The sequence below is a fragment of the Bacillus cereus group sp. BfR-BA-01453 genome (assembly GCF_022662915.1).
Lineage (GTDB): Bacteria > Bacillota > Bacilli > Bacillales > Bacillaceae_G > Bacillus_A > Bacillus_A paranthracis.
This window is the reverse complement of the sequence record NZ_JAKUEN010000007.1, coordinates 116,456-139,668: the sequence shown is the minus strand read 5'-3', so window position 1 is coordinate 139,668 and position 23,213 is coordinate 116,456. Positions and strand designations below refer to the sequence as shown.

Here is a 23,213-nt window from a genome sequence, read left to right as displayed (position 1 = left end):
AAGACCCCCACTGATTAAAGTTTCACTTTATACACCAAGTAATTCTTTTAGTTCATCTGTAGATAGTTCTGTCATCCAACTATCACTTGTAATGACGGCGTTGTTTAATGACTGTTTTCTTTCTAACATTTCATCAATTTTTTCTTCGAGTGTCCCCGTTGTAATCAGTTTATGAACATGAACGAAGCGTTTTTGACCAATACGATATGCACGGTCTGTTGCTTGGTTTTCTACCGCTGGATTCCACCAACGATCGTAGTGAATGACATGGTTGGCAGCTGTTAAGTTTAACCCTGTACCACCTGCTTTTAACGATAAGATGAAGATGTCATACGTTCCGTTTTGGAACTGTTCGATCATTTTGTCACGTTCTTTCTTTGGTACACTACCGTTTAAGAAGAGGACGCGCTGACCGAAATGTTTTTCTAACACATCTTTTAGCATGTTCCCCATACCGATGTATTGCGTGAAGATTAAACAACTTTCATTTTGATCTTTTATATTTTCAATGAGTTCCATGAGCGTGCTCGTTTTCATGGAACGTTCGATAATGTTTTTCGGTTCTGTTTCTTTTAAATAAAGAGCAGGGTGATTACAAATTTGTTTAAGTTTGTTCAGCATGAGTAATATAAATCCGCGTCGCTCAATTCCGCTTAATCCTTCTACATTTTGCAACGTATCTTGAACAAGTTGTTCATATAAGGAAGCTTGTTCACCAGTAAGCGGACAGTAAGCTTTCTGTTCTTGTTTATCTGGTAAGTTTAATGCGACTGTTTGATCTTTCTTCGTACGACGCAGTAAAAACGGTGAGATAAAACGTTGAACTTGTTGGATTTTTCCTTCGTCACGGTCCTTTTCAATTGGTGAGACGAAGCGGCGCTGGAATTGTCCTAAGCTGCCAAGATATCCATGATTAATGAAGTCGAAAATAGACCAAAGCTCGGCAAGGCGGTTTTCCATCGGTGTCCCAGTTAATGCGATTTTGTGATTTGCTTGTAAGTTTCGCACTGCTTTAGACTGTTTCGTATGTGGGTTTTTAATATTTTGTGCTTCATCCAAAATAACAGCATCCCAGCATAATGTACTAAGTTCTTCTTCATCAAGTTGAGCTAATGCATAAGACGTTAATACAACATCTGCTGATTGAAGGAAGTCTTTAAATGATTCGCCTTTCGCCCTATTACTTCCATAATGTAACTGAACGCGTAAATTCGGTGCGAAACGCTCAAATTCTTTTTGCCAATTCCCAAGAACAGATGTCGGTGCCACGATTAAGGCAGGACCTGTTTGGAGATTGTTTTCTTTTATATATAGTAAGTACGTAATCGTTTGAATACTCTTTCCAAGCCCCATGTCGTCAGCTAACAATGCGCCGAATCCAAGTTTTCTTAAATATAATAACCACTCAATGCCATGTTGTTGATACGGGCGGAGTGTAGCGTTTAGTGAAGAAGGGACATCTACTTTCGGAATATCTCCAATGTGCAATAGTTTTTGGAATAGCTCTTCATAATATCCATCCAGTTCAATTTCAATATCGTTAAATGGACTATCTTCTTCTACAATTTCTGTTTCAGCCGTGTTGGATAAATGTTGCTGAAGGACATCTTTCATTTCAAGTCCATACTTATCAGCACGATTCATGAGCTTTCGTACTTCTTCAATAAAGGCTGGATCTAGTCGCATCCATTGACCATTTATATTGAATAATCGTTTGTTTTGTTCAACGAGTTCGAAAAATTCGCTTTCTGATAAATCAATGCCGTTCGTTGAAATGCGCCAGTCAAAATTAACGAGTGTATTCATACCGAAGAAAGATTGTGTTTGCGTCGCATTTTGCTTCAGTTGTACACGTAATTTTGGTTTTGTCGCTTTTAAATTTTGCCACCACGATGGTAATAAGATTGTAATACCTGCGGCGAGTAATTCGTTACTTGCTTCTGTTAAGAAGTTCCACGCTTCTGTTTCAAAGAGTTCACTTCGGAATGTATCCCCTTCTTTTAACCACGGTACGAGCTTACTGAATCCTTCTTGTGTTTCAAGAATACGTTCTTCATAATCGTGCCATCGTTTTGGTAAAGAATCGATACTTTCATATACATATATGCGATGTGCGCCGCGCTTTGGCGTAACAATTGTTTCAAGCTTCCACATTTCAAATTCTTCTTGCGGCTCTTGTAGTCGTAGTCCGATTGTAAAGGGAAGGTCATCTTCAATGTAACCAATTTTTCGAAGCCAATCTTCTTCATGTAGTGCTGCGTCTAATTGTCTTTTCGTAAAGTCGTAATGTTCATAAAGTCTCTTTGCATCTTCCCATCCGTCATTTGAACGGTTATCTTGTAATATGCTTTCATTTACTGCAGCCGAGAAAAGAGATGCCAATGTTTCATCTTCGATTGGAGTATTTTGAACTTTCCAAGATGGTTGTTTAGGCCAGCGCTCCATATCAGGTACGAAGCTACCGCTTGTGAAGGCATCCCACAATTCGTTCGCATCTTCCGTAAGTGCTGTAATAGGGCCGTTCATTTGAATACGGGCAAAGGAGTTCATCGGTTTATTCGCGATGTATTCAAATGCTTGTGCGTTTGTTAGCATAACCCCTTGTCTTCCTTCAAAGGTTGCTTCTTTTAGAAACGTGCCGTAGAAGGAAGTGGAGTGCCATGTAAATGCATTTCGTTTCCAACTTGTTACGGATAATGGAGTACCGCTATCATCTTCTCCCCAAAGGAACCAACCGTGACTAACGTGCTGGAGCCTAATTGTTACTTCAGTTTGATTGATCATCGATTAATTTTCCTTTCCGTAATTCCTCTTGTAGTGCACGCAGACGTGAATGTAAGTTTGCGATGTGAATAATGAACGCATCAAATTCATCGGTGCGCTTTATTCGTTTATACAATGTACGTAATTTTTTTAAGTAACGAACTGCACGTCTATATGATTTACGATTTCGCTCTTCAATGGCCTCGGTAGCAGCAAGGTGATAAAGAGGAAGGGCTGCTTCTGGTGCTTCCTTTTCAATATCTTTCAGCGGCTCTTTCAAAAGTTCAATTGCTTCAAAACCGTGTAAGAGCTGAAGTTCTGCCCATGTTCGATACTGTTTTTTCGCGAGTACGTATTGCTCATAGTTTGCGAAACTATATGGTAATAGCTCTTGCAAAATCATTTCGAATCCAGCTTGTTCATTTGTATGAGTTGCATACGTTTCATACATGATGACGAATAAGCGAACGATATCTTTTATGAAAATTGTATTTTCGTGCTCATGTATCGTTTTCTTCACTTGTTTATACGTAAAGGAAAGCCAGTTTTTCGCACGATCCCATTTCATTGCATTTAATAATTCCTCTAACCAATAGAAGTACAGACTTACAACAGAAGCAGGTTGTTTCTTTAGTAAGTCCATCGCTAATCGATCTTCGTCATTTAAAAAGAGTAGATGAGAAGATGCTAATGCTTTGGAAAGTGGATTCATTTTCGTATCGATTCGTTTTTCTTCTTCTTGTAGTTGCTCGTTATTGTGTAACAGTTCACTCCATATGTGACGATAAATAAAGAACCTCTCTTGCGTATAGGCATCGGTGGAGAAAAATACTTCGTGAACGAGACGAGCTGTTTCTTGCAGAATTGATTTAGACTCTGAAGGAATCGATTCTGATTGTAAGTCCCGAACGATGGATTCCACCTTATCTACAAATAGGCGAACGACGTTAACAGGCTGATGATAAGAATACGTTTTATTTGCTTCAAAGTCCTGAATTTCTTCTAATAATTTTTGAAAGCAATAAAGCGCTGCATGTAACCTGAACAATTCATGTATCACAACGATACGCGGAGCCTTCCGCTCAAGTTTCGTATAGAAGTCCGTAAAAATACTCATAAGAAAATACATTTGTTTATAAGTAAGCCGAGCTTGTTCTTTTTTAAATGATTCATATTCGTTATCAAAATATGATTGCCAACTTTTATAATCCGTTTCTTCAAAAGCTGATGATTGCAATACTTGTCTTGCAGTTCGAATAGGAGGAAGAGAAGGTTTCGTATTATTTTTAAATAAATTTAATACATCTCCTACTTGCCCGAAACTAGACGCTGCCGATAGTAACACAGCGAGCATATGCTCACATTGCGTTGGTGCGAAGCAATCGCAATAGCTTTCAGCTACGTTACGAATCGGGATATGGACGCTATATACGCTGCCTTCAGCATCTACAGTTCCTGATAGCGTATAGCCATCAAAGTCAACGTTGTAGACAACACCACTACGATATAGGTGCCGAGCTGTAGCGACATGTTCCTGATCAGCTGTTTGCTGTGGATCTAGTCCTTGAACGAACTCATTCGCAATCATCATAATTTCATCTTTCGTAATTGAGTGTTGCAGCATAATATTCCTCCGTACACATATTTCTTTCCTTTACCATTATAAACAAAAAATGCTCAAAACAGAAAAAATGAAATTTAGATTACATTACTTGAAAATCATGGTAATATATAAAATGTTAATTTCGTATATTACTATATATTTATGGAGGGATTAAGTTTTGTCAGATTTACAATCGAAGTTTGGTAGTGGTATGAACAAATTGCAAGAGGGAATAGAGCAAGGGAAGATGAAATTACAAGTAGCCCAAGAGGTTGCGCAATTAAAGAAAATTACGCAAGAGAAACTACAGGCGAAAACGGAAATTTTGCTGGAACTTGGTCAAATGGCCTATATGCAACTCCGCAATGATGAAGTTCGAGTAGATGTGTTAAAAAATATTATAGAACCAGTACAAGAGCTGGATGTAGCTATTTATAATACGCGTAAGCAAATAGCTAATTTACAGAATCAAGGACAGAAAGGGCAATGTAGCTGTGGCGGCCCATTATCAGTAAATGATAAGTTTTGTGGACAGTGTGGGAAAGAAAATGAGTTACTCCTTCAATCAAAAAATGATGAAAATGAATCATGTACTTCATGTGGTGAACAAATTGCAACAGAGGCTACATTCTGTCCAGTTTGTGGTATGAAGCAAAGTAAGGAGTGAGGAACATGTATTGTAAAACTTGTGGTTTAGAACAATCGGATGTAGCGAATTATTGTACACATGATGGATCAAGTACAGGTAGTGTAGAAAGTGAAGTTACGTTAGCACCGAAAGACTCAAAGTATTGCCGAACTTGTGGAGTGGAAAGTAAAGGGACCGCTACATATTGTGAGAAATGCGGGGATTCCTTATTAGGTATTATAAAAAAAGAAATGAAAACGAGATTACCAGACGAAAGTTTACAATTGCATGTAAGTCCCTCTGGAAGCACTTTGAAAAAAGGTTTACTTGGTGGTGGGCTTGCAATCATATGTATGTTTATAGCCGGTTGGATTGGTAGCTTAGTTGTCGATGCGGCGATTAACGATCTAGTGAGAACGATGCTCACAAAGATGGACGGTATGCTGAATGAGACTACTGTTAATCAATCTTTCATTGGCATAGCACCATTAATTTTAATGTATCATTTAATAGGCCTTGAAGTTAGTGGGAGCGGGGCATATACGATGTCATTTATCCTTCATTTCCCATTGTTCATCTTGTTAGCAATTCCGGCACTTATATTAGGTGGAATTGGATTCTTTGTAGAGAAAAGCAACCCTTCTGCTATTTGGCGTGAGAAGTTACTAACATCGAGTGTTATCGGTATCGTATATGGAATTTTCTTGTGTATTGTTAGCTTTATTGCAGGTTCTTCTACGACAATTTCTCAATTCTATAAAACGATGACAATCAGTATTGGTTATTCACATGTTAGTAGTTTATTGTATGGCATTGTATTTGGTTTATTATTTACCTTTATTGGTATGTGTATTCAAGCCGGGCCACACCGTCTATTATCTTCTATAAGTCGAAGTATTCCATATGCAACATCTATTTATTATAGTGTCGTAACTGTATTAAAAGGATTGCTTATTACATTTGGTATTATACTTATTACAATTTTATTTAGCAGTTCAAAGTCAGTGGGACCAATTGATTTTCCAGAGAAAACATATAAAACATTCATTTCATTAGAAGCAACACCATACATGTGGAATATGGCTCACTTTGCTCCAACAGCAATTGAATGGGGAGATATGGATAGAGAAATGAGAAGATACTCAATGGAAAAAGGCCCATTGCATCTATCTTATACGTCAGGAATATCAATAAATGGTACGTCATTAAAAGATCTGGAAATCGCTAATGGAGCGAATCTTAAACGAGTAAAAGAAATTGATGATTTCAATTCCTACATGCACTGGTGGGGGTTATTAATTGTACTACCATGCATTTTACTATTTAGAGCGGGGATGAAATTGGCTCAATATCCAATGAAAAATATGTACGTAACTATTGCTGTGTTTAGTGCGGTGTATACTGTGATGATGCTTTGTGTAAATGGGTTGGCCAAAATTCATATTGAGGCCTCAGGGAGTAAAGAAGTTATGAAAGAATTTGCTGGGATTTCCGGACCATTGTTCTCTATTCAAAGTAGCACGCTGTATTTAATGGTAGGGAGTTTTCTTCTTTCGTACGCATTAACATTCGCAGGTATGAAGTTAGGAAAAAAATAAGGGGGAGAGCCATTTGAAGTTTTGTGGGAAATGTAATAAACAAGTTGCGGATCATTTGAACTTTTGTTCCGAGTGTGGAAGTAAGGTAGATGTAATTGCTGATCAGGCAGCTTCTTCTCGTTCAGAAGTACAACGAGAAATAAAGCCAGTGAAAAGTAAGAAAAATATAATGTTACTTATAGGCTTTGTTGTTATCTTTGCTATATTGTTTGGTGCGTATAAATTTGGGGCAAGTAAGTTTTCAAAAGAAAAGCAGGTCAATGCTATGATTGAAGCATTCCAAAAGAAAGATGCGAATGCAATTGATGAGTTTGTAAAAGTAGATGATCCGAGTTTGAAAGTGAAAGTTGACGATATTAAAGGATATATCCGTTATTTAAAAGAAAATCCTTCTTATAATAAAGAACTGCTATCTTATTTACAAAGAGAGACAGTAGATCAAAAACTAGCAAGTGATAAAGCATCATTTAAAGATGGTCAAATTATAGAAGACGGGAAAGAATGGTTCTTATATCCGAAATATAAATTTAATATGAAATCTTATTATATGAATGTAAGCACAACTGCGAAAAGCGCTGAAATATATGTGAATGATAAGAAAGAGACAGAGTTATCGAGTGATAAAACTTCAAAAGAAGTTGGTCCATATTTCCCTGGTTCTTACGTTGTAAAGGCAAAAGCGAAGACGGAACTAACTGAGTTAGAAACAGAAAAAGAAGTGGACTTGGCAGATGAAAAAGAGGCGAAAGTGGATGTGACATTATCATTAGAAGGAAAGTATGTAACCATTTCTTCTGATGAAAATGATGCAACTGTATTTGTGAATGGAAAAAAACGTGGAAAATTAAGCTATGGAAGTTATAAGCTTGGTCCTGTATCCACAGATGAAACAGTAGAAGTACATTTAGAGAAAACTACTGATTTTGGTGTGATGAAATCTGAAAGTGTTAAAATCGGAGACCAGAGCACGTATTACTTAAAATTCCCGAAAGAAACATCAAGTTCGGCTGTCGGCGACTTTGTACGAAATCATCTTTATGATAATGTGCGTGCGATTTCATTAAATGATTTTAGCCTAATTGAAAATAATTATGATAAGAGCGGGAAATCGTACAAGGAAGACCGTGATTATATACAGTATTTACACAAAAAAGGAATTACAGAAGATTTATTAACAATGGAAATTCGTAATGTAGAGCGTCAAAGTGCTACGAAATATAAAGTAACGACATATGAAGAGTATCATATTCGTTACGGTGATGGCTCTGTGAAGTTCAAAAGCTTTAATAATGATCATATCGTTACTGTGAATGGAAATGGAAAGATATTGTACCATTCTCTTGGAGCGAATAATACGCTTAAGTCAGAGGAAGTATCTGGTCCAACTCGTTAATATGAGAGAGGTTGTTCAATATTTGAACAGCCTCTTTTATTTTGTAGCTAACTCAATATTTCGTGTCAAACCGTGGATATTTTTTTTACAATTATGAGCGCGTCTCTTTTAATATCGCTTGTACATATGGATCACGTAATATTTGTTCAATCATTGGTAACATATTTTGTTCAAATGGAATATCGATAGGGAACGGTTTTTGTGAGCCGGGTTTGATTCCATATTGGACAAATTTGTAATGTGTATTTTCTTCAGATTTGAGCACAATTAATTTATAGCGATTGTCGTCGCCAGCGAGTGAAAAATCAATAGAAGTAGCGTCATATGTTACTTCATCTTTATATATATACGGTTTTGGTGTACCGATCCAGTCTACTTTTGCTTGTACATTCATGAGTATAGCCTCCTTATAACTATTATAAAAAAATAAAAGCCAGCTCTCAACAAAGAGAACTGGCCTTAGCAGTCATTGGTTATTTTAAAATTTTCACTTTAACAGTTTTGCGTCCCCATTTTTGAGCAGCGCTATCTGATCCAAGTAGGATGTCGATACGGTTACCTTTAATTGCACCGCCAGTATCTCCAGCGATAGCTTCTCCGTAACCTTCTACCCATACTTTAGATCCTAATGGGATTACTTTCGGGTCAACAGCGATCATTTTCATGTTTGGGTTCGCCGTTAAGTCATGACCCATTGCAGTTAATACACGGCCGCCATATGTGCCACCGTTTTCGCTCGGATGAGCTGTATAAGCTGTAGCTACAACTGTTAACTCACGACCACCAGAAGGTGTGCTAGTTTCAGCAGCTTTTACAGCAGGCTTAGCAGCTTGTGCTGCAGGTGCTTTAGCTGGTGCTTGCGTTTTAGCAGGAGCTGGTTGTTCTTGTTTCTCGATAACAGGTGCTGTACCTGTTAAGAAAGGAACGTGAACATAAGCTGTTTTCCCGTTATATTCGAATTGTAACCACTCATTTTGTACTTGGTTCGTTGTTTCAATCATATCGTCTTTCTTTAACGTTCCAAGAATTTCTGAGTTTGTGTTCGCTTCAGCACGTACGTTTAATACGTTAGCTGTTACGTAGTAGATGCTTTTAGTGAACTCTGCACTTACGAATGCGTCTTTACCATCTAAAGTGATTTTTGACCATCCGTTCTCTGTATTTTGAACATCTATTTTATTACCGTTTAGTAATTTACCGACAACTTTTGATTCAGTAGTAGGGTTTTCGCGTACATTTAGTACGTCTGTTGTTACAACAGTTTCTGCATTAGCAGATGATGTGAAAATCCCAAGACCAAAAACTGCTGCTGTTGCTATTCCAATTAATTTTTTCATGATAGCCTCCATTGCGTTTGTTTTCGTGTCCTCATTATAGCAACAGATTTTTTCGGATTTCGGGAAAACACACAATTACAAACCATTCGTAATAAGTCGTTAACATGCTGTAATATAACAAAAAATATAGGAAAGCGTTTTTCATTCTATATAATTAGTAGGTTTCTACTTATATTCAAAATATTTAATACAACGTATTGTTTTCGGCGTAAATAAAAATATTACAGGAGTGTTACATGATGTTTACTAAACGATTACATTCCTTGAGTATTTTACCGTTTTATGGGTAATATAGTTATATAAACATAAACATTTCGTTTGTGAAACTATAAACACGTGCTATATACTAGCAAAAAAACCGCATAATTGTTACAAAGAGAAAGGGTTGCAAGGAAGAAAAATGCCCTTTTTTACATCTGTAACACATCCTTTTTTGGGAAAATACATTCCCATCCGCATTTTTCTCGCACAATTTGACAGCAGTATTTCGATCTTATAGCTCTTGCAGAGTGAAAAGATTATACGGAAGGTAAGGCTGTCCATCAGAATTCTAGTTGGTGAAGGTGAAAGTAAAAAAATCACCGCAAAATTATAGTTTTCTATCCGATTTTACATATCGGAATTAATGTTATTTATAAAAGTAAAACCTACGAAGGGGGATTTGATGAGGAAACTGACAAAAACATTCATCGTTTCATTAACATTATGTATTGCATTTACAATTTGGGGGATTATTCCCGAATCTATTATCGGAAAAGGTAGCTTAGGAAATGTAACAACCGCAATTCAAACTGCATTAGTTAGTAAGTTTGGATGGTTTTATATTATTTCTGTTTCTATTATTTTAGGTGTGTCTATCTTTTTAATTGTTTCGAAATACGGTTCTATTCGTTTAGGTAAAGATGATGACGAGCCTGATTATAGTTATATGACATGGTTTGCTATGTTATTTAGTGCTGGTATGGGTATCGGCTTAGTCTTCTGGGGCGTTGCCGAACCATTAAACCATTTATACGCGCCTCCGTTTGGAGAAGGTGCAACTGAGGAAAGTGCGCGTCTTGCTCTGCGTTTTTCATTTTTCCATTGGGGATTACATCCGTGGGGACTATATGCATTTGTAGCGCTTTGTATTGCTTACTTTACTTTTAGAAAAGGAAAAGCAAGTACAATTAGTGCGACAGTAGGGCCGTTATTTAAAGGCGGGGACCATGGACGTATTGCTCATTTATTTGATGTGTTAGCTGTTTTCGCGACTGTGTTTGGTGTGGCAACATCATTAGGTCTTGGCGCAAAACAAATTGCCGGTGGTGTTAGTTATTTAACATCTATCCCGAACTCATTAACGACGCAGTTAGTCATTATTGCAATCGTAACAGTGTTATTTATGTTATCTGCTCAAACAGGTCTTGATAAAGGAATTAAATATTTAAGTAATACAAACATTATTTTTGCGTTTGCACTTATGATTATTGTATTGTTTGCAGGTCCAACAAACTTTATTATGAATTACTTCACTTCGACAATCGGTTCTTATATTCAGGAATTGCCAAGTATGAGTTTCCGATTAAGTCCATTAGATGAAGGCGGAAATCAATGGATTCAATCATGGACAATTTTCTATTGGGCATGGTGGATTGCATGGTCACCATTCGTAGGTACATTTATTGCTCGTGTTTCACGAGGGCGTACCATTCGTGAATTTGTTATCGGTGTGTTACTCGTACCGACAATAATTGGTGCTCTTTGGTTCTCAGTCTTCGGCGGGACTGGTATTCATATGGAACTGTTCGGTGATGCACATATCTTTGAAAAAATTAAAGAGATGGGAACAGAAGTAGGATTATTCGCCATGTTTGATCAGATGGGAAGCTTTGGATCAGCGTTATCTGTTCTAGCTATTCTTCTTATTTCTACATTCTTTATTACATCTGCAGATTCAGCGACATTCGTTTTAGGGATGTTAACGACACATGGTAGTTTAAATCCACCAAATCGCATTAAAATGATCTGGGGTATCGTTTTAGCTGCTCTAGCTTCTATCTTATTATATGTAGGTGGATTAGAAGCCTTACAAACGGCAGCTATCATTGCAGCATTCCCATTCGTCTTCGTTATTTTCTTTATGATGGCAGCATTATTTAAAGAGTTACAAAAAGAAGGGCGTATGAAGCGTCATAAATAATAGAAGGAAAAAGAGTTGATTATGTATCAGCTCTTTTTTTATATAGAAGGAACTTGAACTGCAAGTAAGGGAAATAAAATACTTTACTATATTAGTAGTATGCCTTTTATATGAATGAAAATCGATATATTTCGACAATGTTCGATGTTTTGCAAATTCTATTCGTATTTTTGACAAAAAATTGTCGGAAATGTGTTGTCACGTTTATATATATGTGCTATATTATTTCCTGTAAGCGATTTCAAATAGTTTTAAAGCGCATTCAAGGGGGACATCTAGAATAATGAAACGTTACGAAAGAAAGTGGAAGCATATTTGTTTGAAACGTGTGGCACATCGTAGTGTCCAAGAAAGCACGGAACCTAAGACTGAAACGCGCAAAGAGCAGCAAGAGAAGCAATTGGTTCTACAAAAATAGCAATCACTTTTTCGTATATAAATGAAGGTCGATCGTTCGTTGGGGGATGGACGTGAAATTACTTTCAGCTAAGGGGTATTGTCTGATATATAATTTATACGGCAATAAATAAGCACAGAGCATACGGCGCTCTGTGCTTATTTTTATTATTTATCTTTTTTGAATCGAACAGTTTTATCCCAGCCAATGACTTGTTTCTTGCTTTTTGCACGTAAGTATAAAATTAAGCTACGAATGAATAAGTACGTAAAGAGCTGTGCGTACGTAAAGTACATGATAACACTAATAAAAATATTAGTTGGTGTAAAGGTTCGTTCCACACTTTGGGCACTAAATAATTGAGAAACATATGTAACATATGCGACATACCACATAAATAGTAGTGGAATGCTATATTGAATTTGGAATATCCCGAGTAACCCAATTACAAACCAAACGTTCGAAATGATTAAGAATAACCAAAATACAACATACACTAAAACTTGTTGTAAAGAATGGACGAGCAGTTTTCCTTTAAAGAAACTTAATGAAGAAAACATTTTTTCTAAAATGTACAAGTTCCCTTGAAGCCAACGTGTACGCTGCTTAATAAGGATTTTTAAATGCTCAGGTTCTTGTTCCCATGTAATTGACTCTGGAACGATTGGCAGGAGATAACCTTTTTGTGTAATTCGTAATGTTAATTCAGCATCTTCAGCAATTGCATAAGGGTCATAGCCGCCAAGCTCTTCTAATGCAGCGCGACGAAGAAGCATGTTTGTTCCTGTTAGTGAACCTGTTTGGAATAGTAACCAGCGTCCGGATTGCATAAGGAGCTGGAAGATTTGAAATTCTAACGAAATCATTCGTGTTAGCCAGTTTCTTTTTTCATTTACAGTACGAACATGCCCAACAGCTCCAACAGCATCCTCGGTTGTTTCAGCGTGTTCTACAAGCATTCGCAGTGCATGTGGTTCAGGCTGGTTATCTGCATCATAAACACAGAAGTATTCACCATCTGAAATACTAAGGCCATAGTTTAATACACGTGATTTTCCTTTTGGTTCACCAGGTGGAACACGAATGTGACGAATATGAGCATAAGCTTTGTCAAAATCGTCACCAATTTCAGGTGTCTCATCTTGCGAGTTATCGTTTAATAAATAAACAGTTAGTTTGCCTGGATATTCAATCTTTGCCATCGCCTCTAAAGTATCCTTAATCACGACGCCTTCATTGTGAGCTGGTATTAAAATATCGACGCTTGGGTAATGTTCTAGCGTACGGTCTTTTTGTTTCCTACTTCGGTGAACTAAACCTGCGAGTGTTAAGAAAGAATAGTAAACGAGTAAGCCAGAGAATAGAAAGGCTGTAAAAATAAGTACATACTTAATTGAAAATGTGATGCTGATCCAAAAAACGAGTACGCAAAATAGAAGGAATAAAAGAAGTATAACGAGTGTCATCATAATAACTTCGGTCCTTTTGTAGCGATTTGTTCTCGTTTAATCTTGATGTCTTGAATAGCCTCATCTGCAAGCCATTTTTCCATTTTAGGCTGTAGACGGTTCATTACAATATCGGCACCCGCTTCATTTGTATTTTGTAATAAAATGACTAATGTGTTGTTATCATACTCAGCAACAAGGTCAAAGTCAGCTCTTACCGTTTCAACTAATAAGGAAGCTACACGGTCCATAACACTTTCCTTTGTATATTTACTAAAGGAAGTGAAATCAAAATAAATCATAACGCCTGTTTCATTACGACGATTCATTGCATTGATTAATAATGCTTGTCGTCTCTCAAATTCTTGTCTTGTTAATAATTTCGATTCTCCGATGTATTGTTCTAACGTTCTCACACGTTCGGTTAATTCTTTATTTTCATGAATAACCTTCTTTAATAGATGAGTGGAGATATATACAATGAAGAAATTTGCTGCCATTAGGAAGTGAGTAATAATGTATTCCCATTGTTCTGATGTACTCCATAAGTAAAGCCATGCTTGGTAGAATAGGTAGAATACCGAAATAATGGTTCCTAATATGAAGAAAATAAATGCAGTTTTATCAGGCAAAAATAGAAATAGTACATTAACAATTACATATATAATTGTAAAAATGAGAGCATGCTCATATTGCGTTACATGTACAGTTGTAAAATAAAATAAAATTTGTAAAATCCACATAGAGAGGACTTTATAGAAGTTATCTTTCACAAAACTTTCCTCCTTAAAGATAATTCATACAAGGATACTTGTAGTATGCGCAATTATTAAGAAATAGACCGGATGACTATATTCTTTTTGAGAGAGCAACAATAAGTAGTATCCCTCTTTTGTAAGAAAAAAATAAACAGACTTGATAATTATTGTATCATAATGTTTTTATATTTCGGCATAAAGTATTTAATATATACTAAGAAAATAAAAAGTCCCCTCTTTAGAAAGAGGGGACTTGCTTTATTTTATAGGAACATCATACCTGCAACTGCTGCGTTTAAGAAGTTAGCTAGTGTACCAGCGATAACTGCTTTAATCCCTAATTGTGCAATTTGTTTACGACGAGTAGGAGCTAATGTTCCTGTTACACCTAATTGAATTGCGATAGAAGAGAAGTTTGCGAATCCACAGATTGCGAATGTTAAAATTAGATTTGTTTTTGCAGAGAACTCTGCCATATGTGGTCCTAAGTTTGCGTATGCAACGAATTCGTTGATTGCAAGTTTTTGACCGATAAAGCTTGCTGCTTGTACGGCTTCACCAGGAGAAACCCCGATTAAAATTGCAAATGGTGATAGTAAGTAACCGAAGATTAAATCAAGGCTAAGTTTAATATCGAACCAAGAGCCAATCCATCCTAATAGGCCATTTAATAAAGCGATTAATGCGATGAAAGCCATTAACATTGCTGCTACGTTAATAACAAGTTGCATACCTTCTGATGCACCACGTGCTGCTGCATCAATAACGTTTGCATCTTCACGCTCTGTAGAAAGTTCAACGTTATTATCTACTTTTTCTGTTTCTGGCATAATTAGTTTCGCAATTAATAGACTTGATGGAGCTGCCATAATTGCTGCTGCTAATAAGTGTTCTAACGGAATACCCATTGCTGCATAGCCGACAAGAACTGATCCAGCAACAGCTGTCATACCGCTTACCATAATAGCGAAGAATTCACTATTTGTTAAACGTGCTAAGTAAGGTTTGATTAAGATTGGAGCTTCAGTTTGTCCTAAAAATACAGTTGTTACTGAGTTTAAACTTTCTGCTTTAGAAGTTCCAAGAAGTTTACTTAATGCGCCACCAATGATACTAACAAATTTCTGCATAATACCGAAATGATATAAGATTGCTACTAATGAACTAATAAATACGATTGGAAGTAGTGCTTGAATAACGAATACAAATCCCCAAGGTCCTTTTGCGTTGACTAAATCCCCAGCAACGAACTTAATTCCCTCGTAAGAAAAATTAATTAATCCTTGAACGCCATCTGCAGCGTGTTTTAAACCTGCTTTTCCGGCATCCCAGCGTAATACGATAAATGAAAATGACATTTGTAATGCTAGCGCGATTAAAATTGTGCGCCAATTAATAGCTTTGCGGTTGGAAGATAGTAAGAAAGCGATTGCTAATACTCCAATCACGCCGCCAATTCCCCATAAAAGATTCATGCAGTGTATGCTCCTTCCTCATAGTAAAAAAATGTATAAAACAGTTGTCTATACTTCTGCAAATATAACATCTTAAGTAACTTATCATAATGGACATCAGAGGTCAAACGTCTAACGAAAAGTTTAAATAAAAAGAAAATTCTTCAAAAAAACACATATGAAATGATTAGACATGAAATAGGTTATGTTTTTTATGTAAAAATATACATTATGATAACGTTATGGATCATTATTGTAGAATATAGTGTATGAAATAGGAAAATAGATACATTATTTTTTTAAGGAAATAGGTTATACACATTAAAAAGAGCCTTCTAGTAATCTAGAAGGCTCTAAAAATATAACTTAAGGTGCTTTCGTATAACCTAAGAAGTGCTTACTCCAATAAGAGTTGCTTAATGAAGCGATTGCTACACCTTTATCTCCAGCTTGGATAAATGATCCACCCCCAAGGTAAATACCCATATGAGAAGGACCTGATTTATAAGTGTTTTGGAAATAAATTAAGTCACCTGGTTGTGGATTTGAAGTTTGTGGTAGGCTACCCCAATATCCTGCAACACTTTGACGGCTAATGTTATGACCAAATTTCTTAAATACGTGGTAGATGTAACCACTGCAGTCAACACCAGTAGCAGAAGTTCCGCCCCAAACGTAAGGTACACCTTGCATTGATTTTGCATATGCAAGTACGGAAGAACTGTCACCGCTATTATTGCTTGTATTGTTATTATTATTGTTGTTGTTTTGATTGTTATTTTGGTTGTTGTTAGGTTTATTATCTACTGCGCCACCAACTGGTGTTTTAGAAAGGTAACGTGTGCCGATATAACCAGTTTGGCCGTTGTAGTTAATTTTGCTCCATCCAGAGTTTTCAGAGATTACTTGAACCTTCTGTCCTTGTGGAAGTGCGCCTATGATTCTATAATTTGTACCTTCACCACTACGTACATTTAAGGCAGAAGCATTAATGTAGTAGTCACCAATTGCACCTTGATTAGGTTGTTCAGGTTGTTTTGGTTGCTCAGGAGTAGTAGTGCCACCTTTAACGAATTTCATGAATTCGCTACTAACGTAGCCTGTTTTTCCTTGATAGTTAACTTTAAACCAGCTACCTTCAGAGCCAATTACGTTTAATGTCGTACCATTTAATACGCCACCAATTACGCTATGGTAAGTAGCAGGGCCTGTACGTACGCGTAGAGATGTTGCGTTAACAACGTAAGTACCGCCAGTTTGAACAGTTACATTATTATTTTGTTCTTGTTTGTTATCTTGGTTGTTTCCTTGTGTAACGTTATCACTAGAACCGCCTTTTGTTACGTAGTCTTTACTTACGTAAGCTGTTTGGCCTGCATAATTGATTTTGAACCAATCTTGAACTTCACCAACAACTTGTACGACTTGTCCTTTTGTAACAGAACCTACAGTTGTGTGAGAAGTGCTAGGACCTGTACGAACACGAAGGGAAGATACATTTACTGTATAGTTTCCGCTTGTTGGTTTTACAGATTCTTGGTTGTTATTATTCGTATTGTTGTTTGAAGAACCTGCATTAGAAGAAACACCAGATACGAATTCGCCACTTACATAGCCAACTTGTCCATTATGATTGATTTTTATCCAACCATTTTCTTGACCAATTACGTTTAATGTTTGTCCTTCATATACACGTCCTGAAACAGAACTAGAAGTGTTAGGAGCGGTACGTACACGTAATACATCAGCAGTAACTTTATTTTTTCCACCTGTTGTACTTACATTTGAATTGCTCGCACCATTTTTTGATACAAATTCGCCACTAACAAAGCCTGTTTGTCCATTCATGTTAATTTTGTACCAACCATTTTCTTCGCCAATCACGTTTAGTGATTGACCGTTATAAACGCGCGAGATGATGTCGTGAGAAGTACTTGATCCTGCACGAACATGTAATACGCTAGCGTTTACCGTATAAGATGAGCTGTTTGATGCAGAAGCTTGGACAGTTGTAGCAGCTTTTTGTGTATTTTGTTCAGGGGCAGCTTGAACACTATCAAGTGTAGGTGCTGCTCCTCCTGCTACAGACACTGCCGCAAGACCGGCAAGGTATTTTTTCATAATTTGTCGATTCCTTTCTGTCTGTAATGTAGTGAAGAAATATTTACCAACTGTTAAAAATTCTAAAGAGCATGTCGATTACTGTCAAGACTTATGCGGGAATCTGAATATGACAAAAAGATTACAAGAAAAAATCAAGGCATAAATCTATACCTTGATTTCCATTTAAATACATATATTGAATGTAGAAAGGATAGAAATTATTCGTGTTTAAGAAGATGACATATTGGATTGTAACAAACTCTGAGAAAATGATCGTTGCAGCATTTTCGTGATAGGGCCAACTTGACCATCTCGGATTGCGGTTCCATCAAGATGAGTCATCGGCAAAATTTCAATTGTCGTTCCTGTAAAAAAGCATTCATCCGCTTGATAAACATCACGAACGCTGAAAAGCTCTTCTTGTACTGGAATACGAAGGGTTTTCGCTAAAGAAAGAACATATTGACGAATAATGCCATTTAAAATAAGGTGATTAGCTGGATGTGTGTAAAGAGTTCCGTTTTTAATGAGAAAGAAGTTAGAGTGGCTGCCCTCAGTTACAGTACCATTTCGTACGAAAAGGGCCTCTTTACAACCTTTTCGTTCCGCTTTCGTAGTAGCTAATATATTCGGTAATAAGTTTAATGATTTAATATCACAGCGTAGCCAGCGCGTATCCGGTTCTGATATGGCACGTACACCATATTCAATCCATAACGCTGGTCTTTCTTTCTTTGTAATATAGGCATAGATTGTTGGAGGGACGTCATATGAGAACGTATGGGTACGAGCTTGTACACCACGAGATACTTGCAAATAAATCGTTCCATCTTCGTGGAAATTATTATTTTCGATTAGTTTATAAAGTAGGGTAATCAGTTCCGCTTTTGAGAAAGGGAGTGTTAATTCTATTTCTTCCATGGAGCGATATAATCTTGTGATATGCGGATCTAATAAGTGAAAGTTCCCTTTATATAGACGAATAACCTCGTAGACACCATCCCCAAACTGCAAGCCTCTTTCCTCAAGGTCTATGTACGTTTTTTGTTTCGTTGTATCAATAACTGCATCATTCCAAAGTACAAATCTTTCATATGCCAATTTTCGTCCCATCCTTTCGTAAGTGCATAAGTAAAGTGAAGTTTTCATTCATTTGGAATAAAAATCACTACAGTAATTTTTATGTGAGTAATTCTTTACATATGACGTATATGTATTTGTAAATGGTAGAGAAGTGGTAGTGATTTACAGCATTTCGTATATACAAATTCGAAAATAAGAAATAAGAATCCTGCTTTTAAATAAAAAAAAGCAACATTCTTATGGAATGCTGCACAAGGAGGGTAGCTATCTTTCATAGGGACATCGTCTTATTGAATGTTTTGTGTATGGAAACAAAACATATTGAAAGACAATTATAAGAAAGTAGAAATAAACGATTCACATATTTCTTTAAGGGATCTTATTACAGATGAGAGATAAGAAATATATAGAACCTCGTTTACATATTTTATTATAGAGATACTTCATTAATTTTATATGAATATTTGGTAAAGGTTATGTAATGTTAAAGTTAATGAATATAAGTAATTGTATGGAGGAATATAAAAAAAGAGGCTGAGATTACTCAGCGCTCTTCTTTTCTTCTTTAATAGCTGTCTTTACTTCACCAGTTTTGATCTTGTTGCTTTCAGAGAAGCGAAGTAAGTCACCCTCAATGATTTTGTCAGACATGCTCAATTCATTTTGGGCGCGATCAATAAGTGGTTGAGATTCTTCTTTTGGTAGTTGTACAACTTCGCCAGTAGCACGGTCGTAGAATGTACTGTTCGTGTACATGTACTTATCTGTAACGAAGCTACCATCACGAAGAACAACGAATCCTTTATTATCAGGTGAGAATACGTCATGACCGAATCGAACGTCATTCGTAGAATCTACACCAAGTAAGTTTAGAATAGTTGGTTTAATGTCAATTTCACCAGTTGGTTTTGAAATTGTTTTACCTTCTTTTTGACCTGGAACGTGAATAAACATCGGTGTTTTTTGTAAGTTCATATGGTCAAACGCAGTAATTTCTTCTTTTCCTAAGAACTGTGCCATTGCACGGTTATGGTTTTCAGAAATACCGTAGTGGTCACCGTAGAATACGATAACTGAGTTGTCGTAAATACCTTCTGCTTTTAGACGTTCAATAAAGTGTTTCATTGCTTCGTCTAAGTAGCGAGCTGTTACCATGTAACGGTCAAATACGCCATCGCCAGAATTGTATTCATCAATTAATTTTGTATTGTCATCATAAGTGAATGGGTAATGGTTTGTTAAAGTAAGGAAGCGAGTATAGAACGGTTGCTTCACTTGTTTTAACATATCGATAGATTGATCAAAGTACTCGATATCTTTTAATCCCCAGTTTAATTTCGTTTCTGGCGTAATCTTATAGTCAAGCTCGTTGTAGTAACGATCATAACCAAGTGCCGGATACATAATGTTACGGTTCCAGAATGTTGCGTTGTTTGCGTGGAATACTGCAGTGTAGTATCCTTGCTGACGTAAAATTTCTGGAGTTGCTGTGTATTCGTTGTTACCGTGTGTGAAGAATACAGCACCACGGTCTAGTGGATACATGGAAGTATCTACTAAGAATTCAGCATCAGATGTTTTTCCTTGCCCAGTTTGATGGAAGAAGTTATCAAAGTAATAACTTTCTTTCGTAAATTGGTTTAAGAATGGTGTAACTTCTTGTCCGTTAACTGTTGCACCAATTAAGAATGTTTGTAATGACTCAAGAGAGACAACGATTACGTTCTTCCCTTTTGCAGTACCAAACATATTTGGATCTGGTTTGCTTTGCGTTGTTTTTACGTAGTTCTCTGTTTCCTGTAACTTACTACCGTCAGCAAATGCTTTTTGTGAACTTGATTTTGCTTGTAAGCCAAGATCATATACTTGGTGTACATATAAACCTAAGTTTTTAACAAGCATAACGCGGTCGAATGAACGTGTTAATAGTTCTGGACGCTCAGCTTCTGCCAATCCTAAGTTTGCGAAGAAAATAGCAATTGTTGACACGAAGTATAGGGAACGCATTGGGCGTGCTACACGTTCTGTCGGTGCAAAATTCTTCATCTTCTTCAATAAAATGAAGAATACGATAATATCAGCAAATGCGAGGATAATTTTGTAGTTAAACAATTCTTTTACACTAGAACCTAAACTTCCGAAGTTAGATGTTTGTCCTAGTACTGGTAAAGTAACGAAGTCATTGTAGAATCCGTAGAACATTACGTTACCAACAAGAACGATTGTTAAGACAAAATTAATTCCAAGTGCTATATAGTTACGTTTTTTCCCTTTTGCAAATAATGCAAGACCAACAAGCAGTAATGATGCTGCTAATGGGCTCAGGAATAAAATGAATTCTTGCATGAAAGATTCAAGTTTTAAATCAAAGCTTGTGCGTGTAATAAGATATGTCTTCAACCATAAGGCTAAAGCTACGAATGCAGTGAAACGCACATTTTGAAATTGTGATTTCAAGGTTTCTTTCATTCATTTCCACCCTTTCTCTATCAGGCTTGGTCGATTTTGGAGCGAAAAATGCTAAAATAAAAAATACATAGTTTTCTTGGCCATAATTAGAGGTTCTATATTCACCCATATACGACTATAACTATGCATACCCTTTTAGTTTCTTGTGTTACTCATAAGCATAACGTCATTTCTGTATTATACAACAAAATTCATTTCTGAGAAACACTATAACATTTTACATTTTTTGTATGAGATTTGTCACTACCAGAGAAAACTTTAACATTCGTTTATATGTCCGTCAACTAGAAAATATAACAAAGGTAGAGCAGAATGTTAAGTGAAAGTGAAAAATCTCTTGTTGAGAAATAAGAAATGACAATGGGTAAGTGGTTATCTAGAAACCTATTATATGAAGGGAAATATGTAAAAATTAACGAACACTTGTTCTTTTTGAGTTTGTTTGTTACAATGAAAGTTCATTGATAGATTATGTGTAATTTTGATGAACTTTTACTGAAAACATATTGTAGCTTATTTCTTTTAAAAAATAGGGAGGCCTTTACATGGAGCAAAAATTTTCAGTTGAAGCATTTTGGAAGAAAGTAAAACATGTCGCAAAGCAGGCAGGGCAGTCAGTTATTTATGCAAGTTTACTGTTGTTTTACGTTTTGCAGAAACCAGATGTTCCAAAACGAGTGAAAATTATTGTAATTGGAGCACTTGCTTATTTTATTGCACCGATTGATGCGATTCCAGATTTCGTTGCTGGAATTGGTTATACGGATGATTTAGGGGCGTTAATGGCTGCATTATTACAAGCGTCGCTATACGTCGATGATGCTGTAAAAGATAAGGCGCGAGTGAAGTTGGCAGAATGGTTTGGTTCGGATATAGACACATCCTTTATCGATCAGAAATTAGATCAATAGGTAAGAACTGTCACATGGTGACAGGGCGAACGTAAGCGAGGAAGTGCATTATGCCATCAGGAAGAACGCATACGAAAATAAACTTAATATCCCTTCCGGTTGTTTTGTTTATGCTCTTTTCGTATGGACTAACAAATTTTGATTTTTTATTAACTTTTGCAATTGGCTTTTTAGTAGGTACTACATTTTTAACACCGGATTTAGATACGTATAGTAATGCGTATAATAAATGGGGATTCCTGCGTATATTTTGGTATCCGTATAAGAAGGTGATGCCGCATCGCTCCTTCTTTACACACACAATTATACTTGGTGATGTGATTCGTATTGCATACATGTTAATTGTGTTTTCTCCGTTTTTATTCCTATTAAATGTAATCGCGCTTGACGGGAATTTAATAGAAATGGCGAAGGAACATGAGGTTGAAATTGTAACGTTCGTAATGGGAATTGTTGTGGCAAGCACGCTTCACATTATAGCGGATAAAGTGAATACGCGTCGTAAGAAAATGATGAGAAAAAAGAAGAAACGCAGAAGATAAAAGACACTTGCAATTGCAAGTGTCTTTTTTTAATCAAACGTTTGTTTAAAATTAAGCTTTTAATACTTTAATCCCTTTTACAATGTTCCAAATAAAGTAGTATAAGCTAATGATTCCACAGATGCATAAAACGATGATTGATCCAATTCCGAATGTTACATCCGGCTGTTCAGATCCGATACCCATAATTCCTAAAACAATGGCCCCAATAAATGAAGCAATCGTTGGGATAATGTGTGTCCATAGAGCACGTTTTGCATGTGGTTTCGTTTCCGCATCGCCCACAATCCACACAATAATAGGGAATAAGATAGGGGCAAATAATACACTAAAGTATGATAAAGCTGCTAATATTTTGTTTCCGTTCATATATATCACCTCATAAATAATGTCCGTTGTTATACTATTATTATGCAATAGTTTTGGCAAGCTTTCTATCGATGAACATTACAAGAACATGACGATTTTGTAAGATTTTTTCGTTAAATAATAAAATTTTCAAAAAAATCTTTTTAAATAGAAATTGTTATGGTACAGTATAAAT

17 protein-coding genes are annotated in these 23,213 nt (G+C 36.3%); 6 read left to right on the top strand and 11 right to left on the bottom strand.

The features are described 5' to 3' along the window. Positions 1-27 precede the first annotated feature (27 nt). Both MR070_RS16050 and MR070_RS16045 read right to left on the bottom strand, forming a co-directional pair. Positions 28-2,784, bottom strand: a complete 2,757-nt coding sequence (locus MR070_RS16050; RefSeq protein WP_044791989.1) for a DEAD/DEAH box helicase — start codon at positions 2,782-2,784, stop codon at positions 28-30. Continuing rightward, a complete protein-coding gene (locus MR070_RS16045) occupies positions 2,768-4,387 on the bottom strand; it encodes an SWIM zinc finger family protein (protein ID WP_242261616.1) in 1,620 nt (539 codons plus the stop codon). Before MR070_RS16045 ends, MR070_RS16050 begins: the two co-directional genes overlap by 17 nt. Before the next feature lie 157 nt (positions 4,388-4,544). On the opposite strand from MR070_RS16045, the gene MR070_RS16040 reads away from it, so the two are divergent. Genes MR070_RS16040 through MR070_RS16030 form a run of 3 tightly spaced genes read left to right on the top strand, consistent with a single transcriptional unit; the run spans position 4,545 to position 7,985 of the window. Continuing rightward, positions 4,545-5,033: a zinc ribbon domain-containing protein gene (locus tag MR070_RS16040; RefSeq protein ID WP_001281743.1), complete on the top strand. Its 489-nt coding sequence runs from the start codon at positions 4,545-4,547 to the stop codon at positions 5,031-5,033. Between the two features lie 5 nt (positions 5,034-5,038). Next, on the top strand, positions 5,039-6,592 hold the full coding sequence (locus MR070_RS16035) for a hypothetical protein (protein WP_242261615.1): 1,554 nt from the start codon (positions 5,039-5,041) through the stop codon (positions 6,590-6,592). 13 nt (positions 6,593-6,605) lie between these two features. Then, entirely contained in the window at positions 6,606-7,985 is a 1,380-nt protein-coding gene (locus MR070_RS16030) for a zinc ribbon domain-containing protein (RefSeq protein WP_000666871.1), read from the top strand. 91 nt (positions 7,986-8,076) lie between these two features. Here the strand turns inward: MR070_RS16030 and MR070_RS16025 are convergent, their stop codons facing one another. Together MR070_RS16025 and MR070_RS16020 are read right to left on the bottom strand one after the other, a co-directional pair. Then, on the bottom strand, positions 8,077-8,379 hold the full coding sequence (locus MR070_RS16025; RefSeq protein ID WP_001102522.1) for a DUF3910 family protein: 303 nt from the start codon (positions 8,377-8,379) through the stop codon (positions 8,077-8,079). A 79-nt stretch (positions 8,380-8,458) separates the two neighbouring features. Next, entirely contained in the window at positions 8,459-9,322 is an 864-nt protein-coding gene (locus tag MR070_RS16020; protein ID WP_242261614.1) for a cell wall-binding protein EntA, read from the bottom strand. A 664-nt stretch (positions 9,323-9,986) separates the two neighbouring features. Here MR070_RS16020 and opuD point away from each other — a divergent pair. Then, positions 9,987-11,504 carry a glycine betaine transporter OpuD gene (gene opuD, locus MR070_RS16015; RefSeq protein WP_001229108.1) on the top strand — a complete coding sequence of 506 codons (1,518 nt, stop codon included), beginning with the start codon at positions 9,987-9,989 and terminating at the stop codon, positions 11,502-11,504. A 564-nt stretch (positions 11,505-12,068) separates the two neighbouring features. On the opposite strand, the gene MR070_RS16010 is transcribed toward opuD, so the two are convergent. The 6 genes from MR070_RS16010 to MR070_RS15985 all read right to left on the bottom strand — a co-directional run bounded on the left by MR070_RS16010 (position 12,069) and on the right by MR070_RS15985 (position 21,216). After that, positions 12,069-13,370, bottom strand: coding sequence for a glycosyltransferase family 2 protein (locus MR070_RS16010; protein WP_000988770.1), 1,302 nt, complete (start codon positions 13,368-13,370; stop codon positions 12,069-12,071). Further along, the gene (locus MR070_RS16005) at positions 13,367-14,122 is read right to left on the bottom strand and encodes a GGDEF domain-containing protein (protein WP_242261613.1); all 756 of its coding nucleotides are present in this window, start codon (positions 14,120-14,122) and stop codon (positions 13,367-13,369) included. Before MR070_RS16005 ends, MR070_RS16010 begins: the two co-directional genes overlap by 4 nt. A gap of 248 nt (positions 14,123-14,370) precedes the next feature. After that, complete coding sequence (locus MR070_RS16000) at positions 14,371-15,582, bottom strand: NupC/NupG family nucleoside CNT transporter (protein WP_242261612.1); 1,212 nt, start codon at positions 15,580-15,582, stop codon at positions 14,371-14,373. 345 nt (positions 15,583-15,927) lie between these two features. Next, positions 15,928-17,682 carry a C40 family peptidase gene (locus MR070_RS15995; RefSeq protein ID WP_242261611.1) on the bottom strand — a complete coding sequence of 585 codons (1,755 nt, stop codon included), beginning with the start codon at positions 17,680-17,682 and terminating at the stop codon, positions 15,928-15,930. A 210-nt stretch (positions 17,683-17,892) separates the two neighbouring features. Next, positions 17,893-18,777 carry a D-amino-acid transaminase gene (locus MR070_RS15990; RefSeq protein ID WP_001998631.1) on the bottom strand — a complete coding sequence of 295 codons (885 nt, stop codon included), beginning with the start codon at positions 18,775-18,777 and terminating at the stop codon, positions 17,893-17,895. 510 nt (positions 18,778-19,287) lie between these two features. Beyond that, positions 19,288-21,216, bottom strand: a complete 1,929-nt coding sequence (locus tag MR070_RS15985; RefSeq protein WP_000665331.1) for an LTA synthase family protein — start codon at positions 21,214-21,216, stop codon at positions 19,288-19,290. A 545-nt stretch (positions 21,217-21,761) separates the two neighbouring features. Here MR070_RS15985 and MR070_RS15980 point away from each other — a divergent pair. Next, positions 21,762-22,127 carry a YkvA family protein gene (locus MR070_RS15980; protein WP_000435501.1) on the top strand — a complete coding sequence of 122 codons (366 nt, stop codon included), beginning with the start codon at positions 21,762-21,764 and terminating at the stop codon, positions 22,125-22,127. Positions 22,128-22,177: 50 nt separating this feature from the next. Next, entirely contained in the window at positions 22,178-22,669 is a 492-nt protein-coding gene (locus tag MR070_RS15975; RefSeq protein ID WP_001139083.1) for a metal-binding protein, read from the top strand. Positions 22,670-22,720: 51 nt separating this feature from the next. Here MR070_RS15975 and MR070_RS15970 read toward each other — a convergent pair whose 3' ends face one another. Then, positions 22,721-23,038, bottom strand: a complete 318-nt coding sequence (locus tag MR070_RS15970) for a magnetosome magnetite crystal formation protein family (RefSeq protein ID WP_001014102.1) — start codon at positions 23,036-23,038, stop codon at positions 22,721-22,723. Positions 23,039-23,213 lie beyond the last annotated feature (175 nt).

Bases quoted from the DNA above. Each gene is read 5' to 3' on its own strand.
- MR070_RS15985 (WP_000665331.1), bottom strand. From the start codon at position 21,216: ATGAAAGAAACCTTGAAATCACAATTTCAAAATGTGCGTTTCACTGCA.
- MR070_RS16010 (WP_000988770.1), bottom strand. From the start codon at position 13,370: ATGATGACACTCGTTATACTTCTTTTATTCCTTCTATTTTGCGTACTC.
- MR070_RS16050 (WP_044791989.1), bottom strand. From the start codon at position 2,784: ATGATCAATCAAACTGAAGTAACAATTAGGCTCCAGCACGTTAGTCAC.
- MR070_RS16025 (WP_001102522.1), bottom strand. From the start codon at position 8,379: ATGAATGTACAAGCAAAAGTAGACTGGATCGGTACACCAAAACCGTAT.
- MR070_RS16000 (WP_242261612.1), bottom strand. From the start codon at position 15,582: ATGAATCTTTTATGGGGAATTGGCGGCGTGATTGGAGTATTAGCAATC.
- opuD (WP_001229108.1), top strand. From the start codon at position 9,987: ATGAGGAAACTGACAAAAACATTCATCGTTTCATTAACATTATGTATT.
- MR070_RS15975 (WP_001139083.1), top strand. From the start codon at position 22,178: ATGCCATCAGGAAGAACGCATACGAAAATAAACTTAATATCCCTTCCG.
- MR070_RS16035 (WP_242261615.1), top strand. From the start codon at position 5,039: ATGTATTGTAAAACTTGTGGTTTAGAACAATCGGATGTAGCGAATTAT.
- MR070_RS15980 (WP_000435501.1), top strand. From the start codon at position 21,762: ATGGAGCAAAAATTTTCAGTTGAAGCATTTTGGAAGAAAGTAAAACAT.
- MR070_RS15995 (WP_242261611.1), bottom strand. From the start codon at position 17,682: ATGAAAAAATACCTTGCCGGTCTTGCGGCAGTGTCTGTAGCAGGAGGA.
- MR070_RS15970 (WP_001014102.1), bottom strand. From the start codon at position 23,038: ATGAACGGAAACAAAATATTAGCAGCTTTATCATACTTTAGTGTATTA.
- MR070_RS15990 (WP_001998631.1), bottom strand. From the start codon at position 18,777: ATGGGACGAAAATTGGCATATGAAAGATTTGTACTTTGGAATGATGCA.
- MR070_RS16045 (WP_242261616.1), bottom strand. From the start codon at position 4,387: ATGCTGCAACACTCAATTACGAAAGATGAAATTATGATGATTGCGAAT.
- MR070_RS16020 (WP_242261614.1), bottom strand. From the start codon at position 9,322: ATGAAAAAATTAATTGGAATAGCAACAGCAGCAGTTTTTGGTCTTGGG.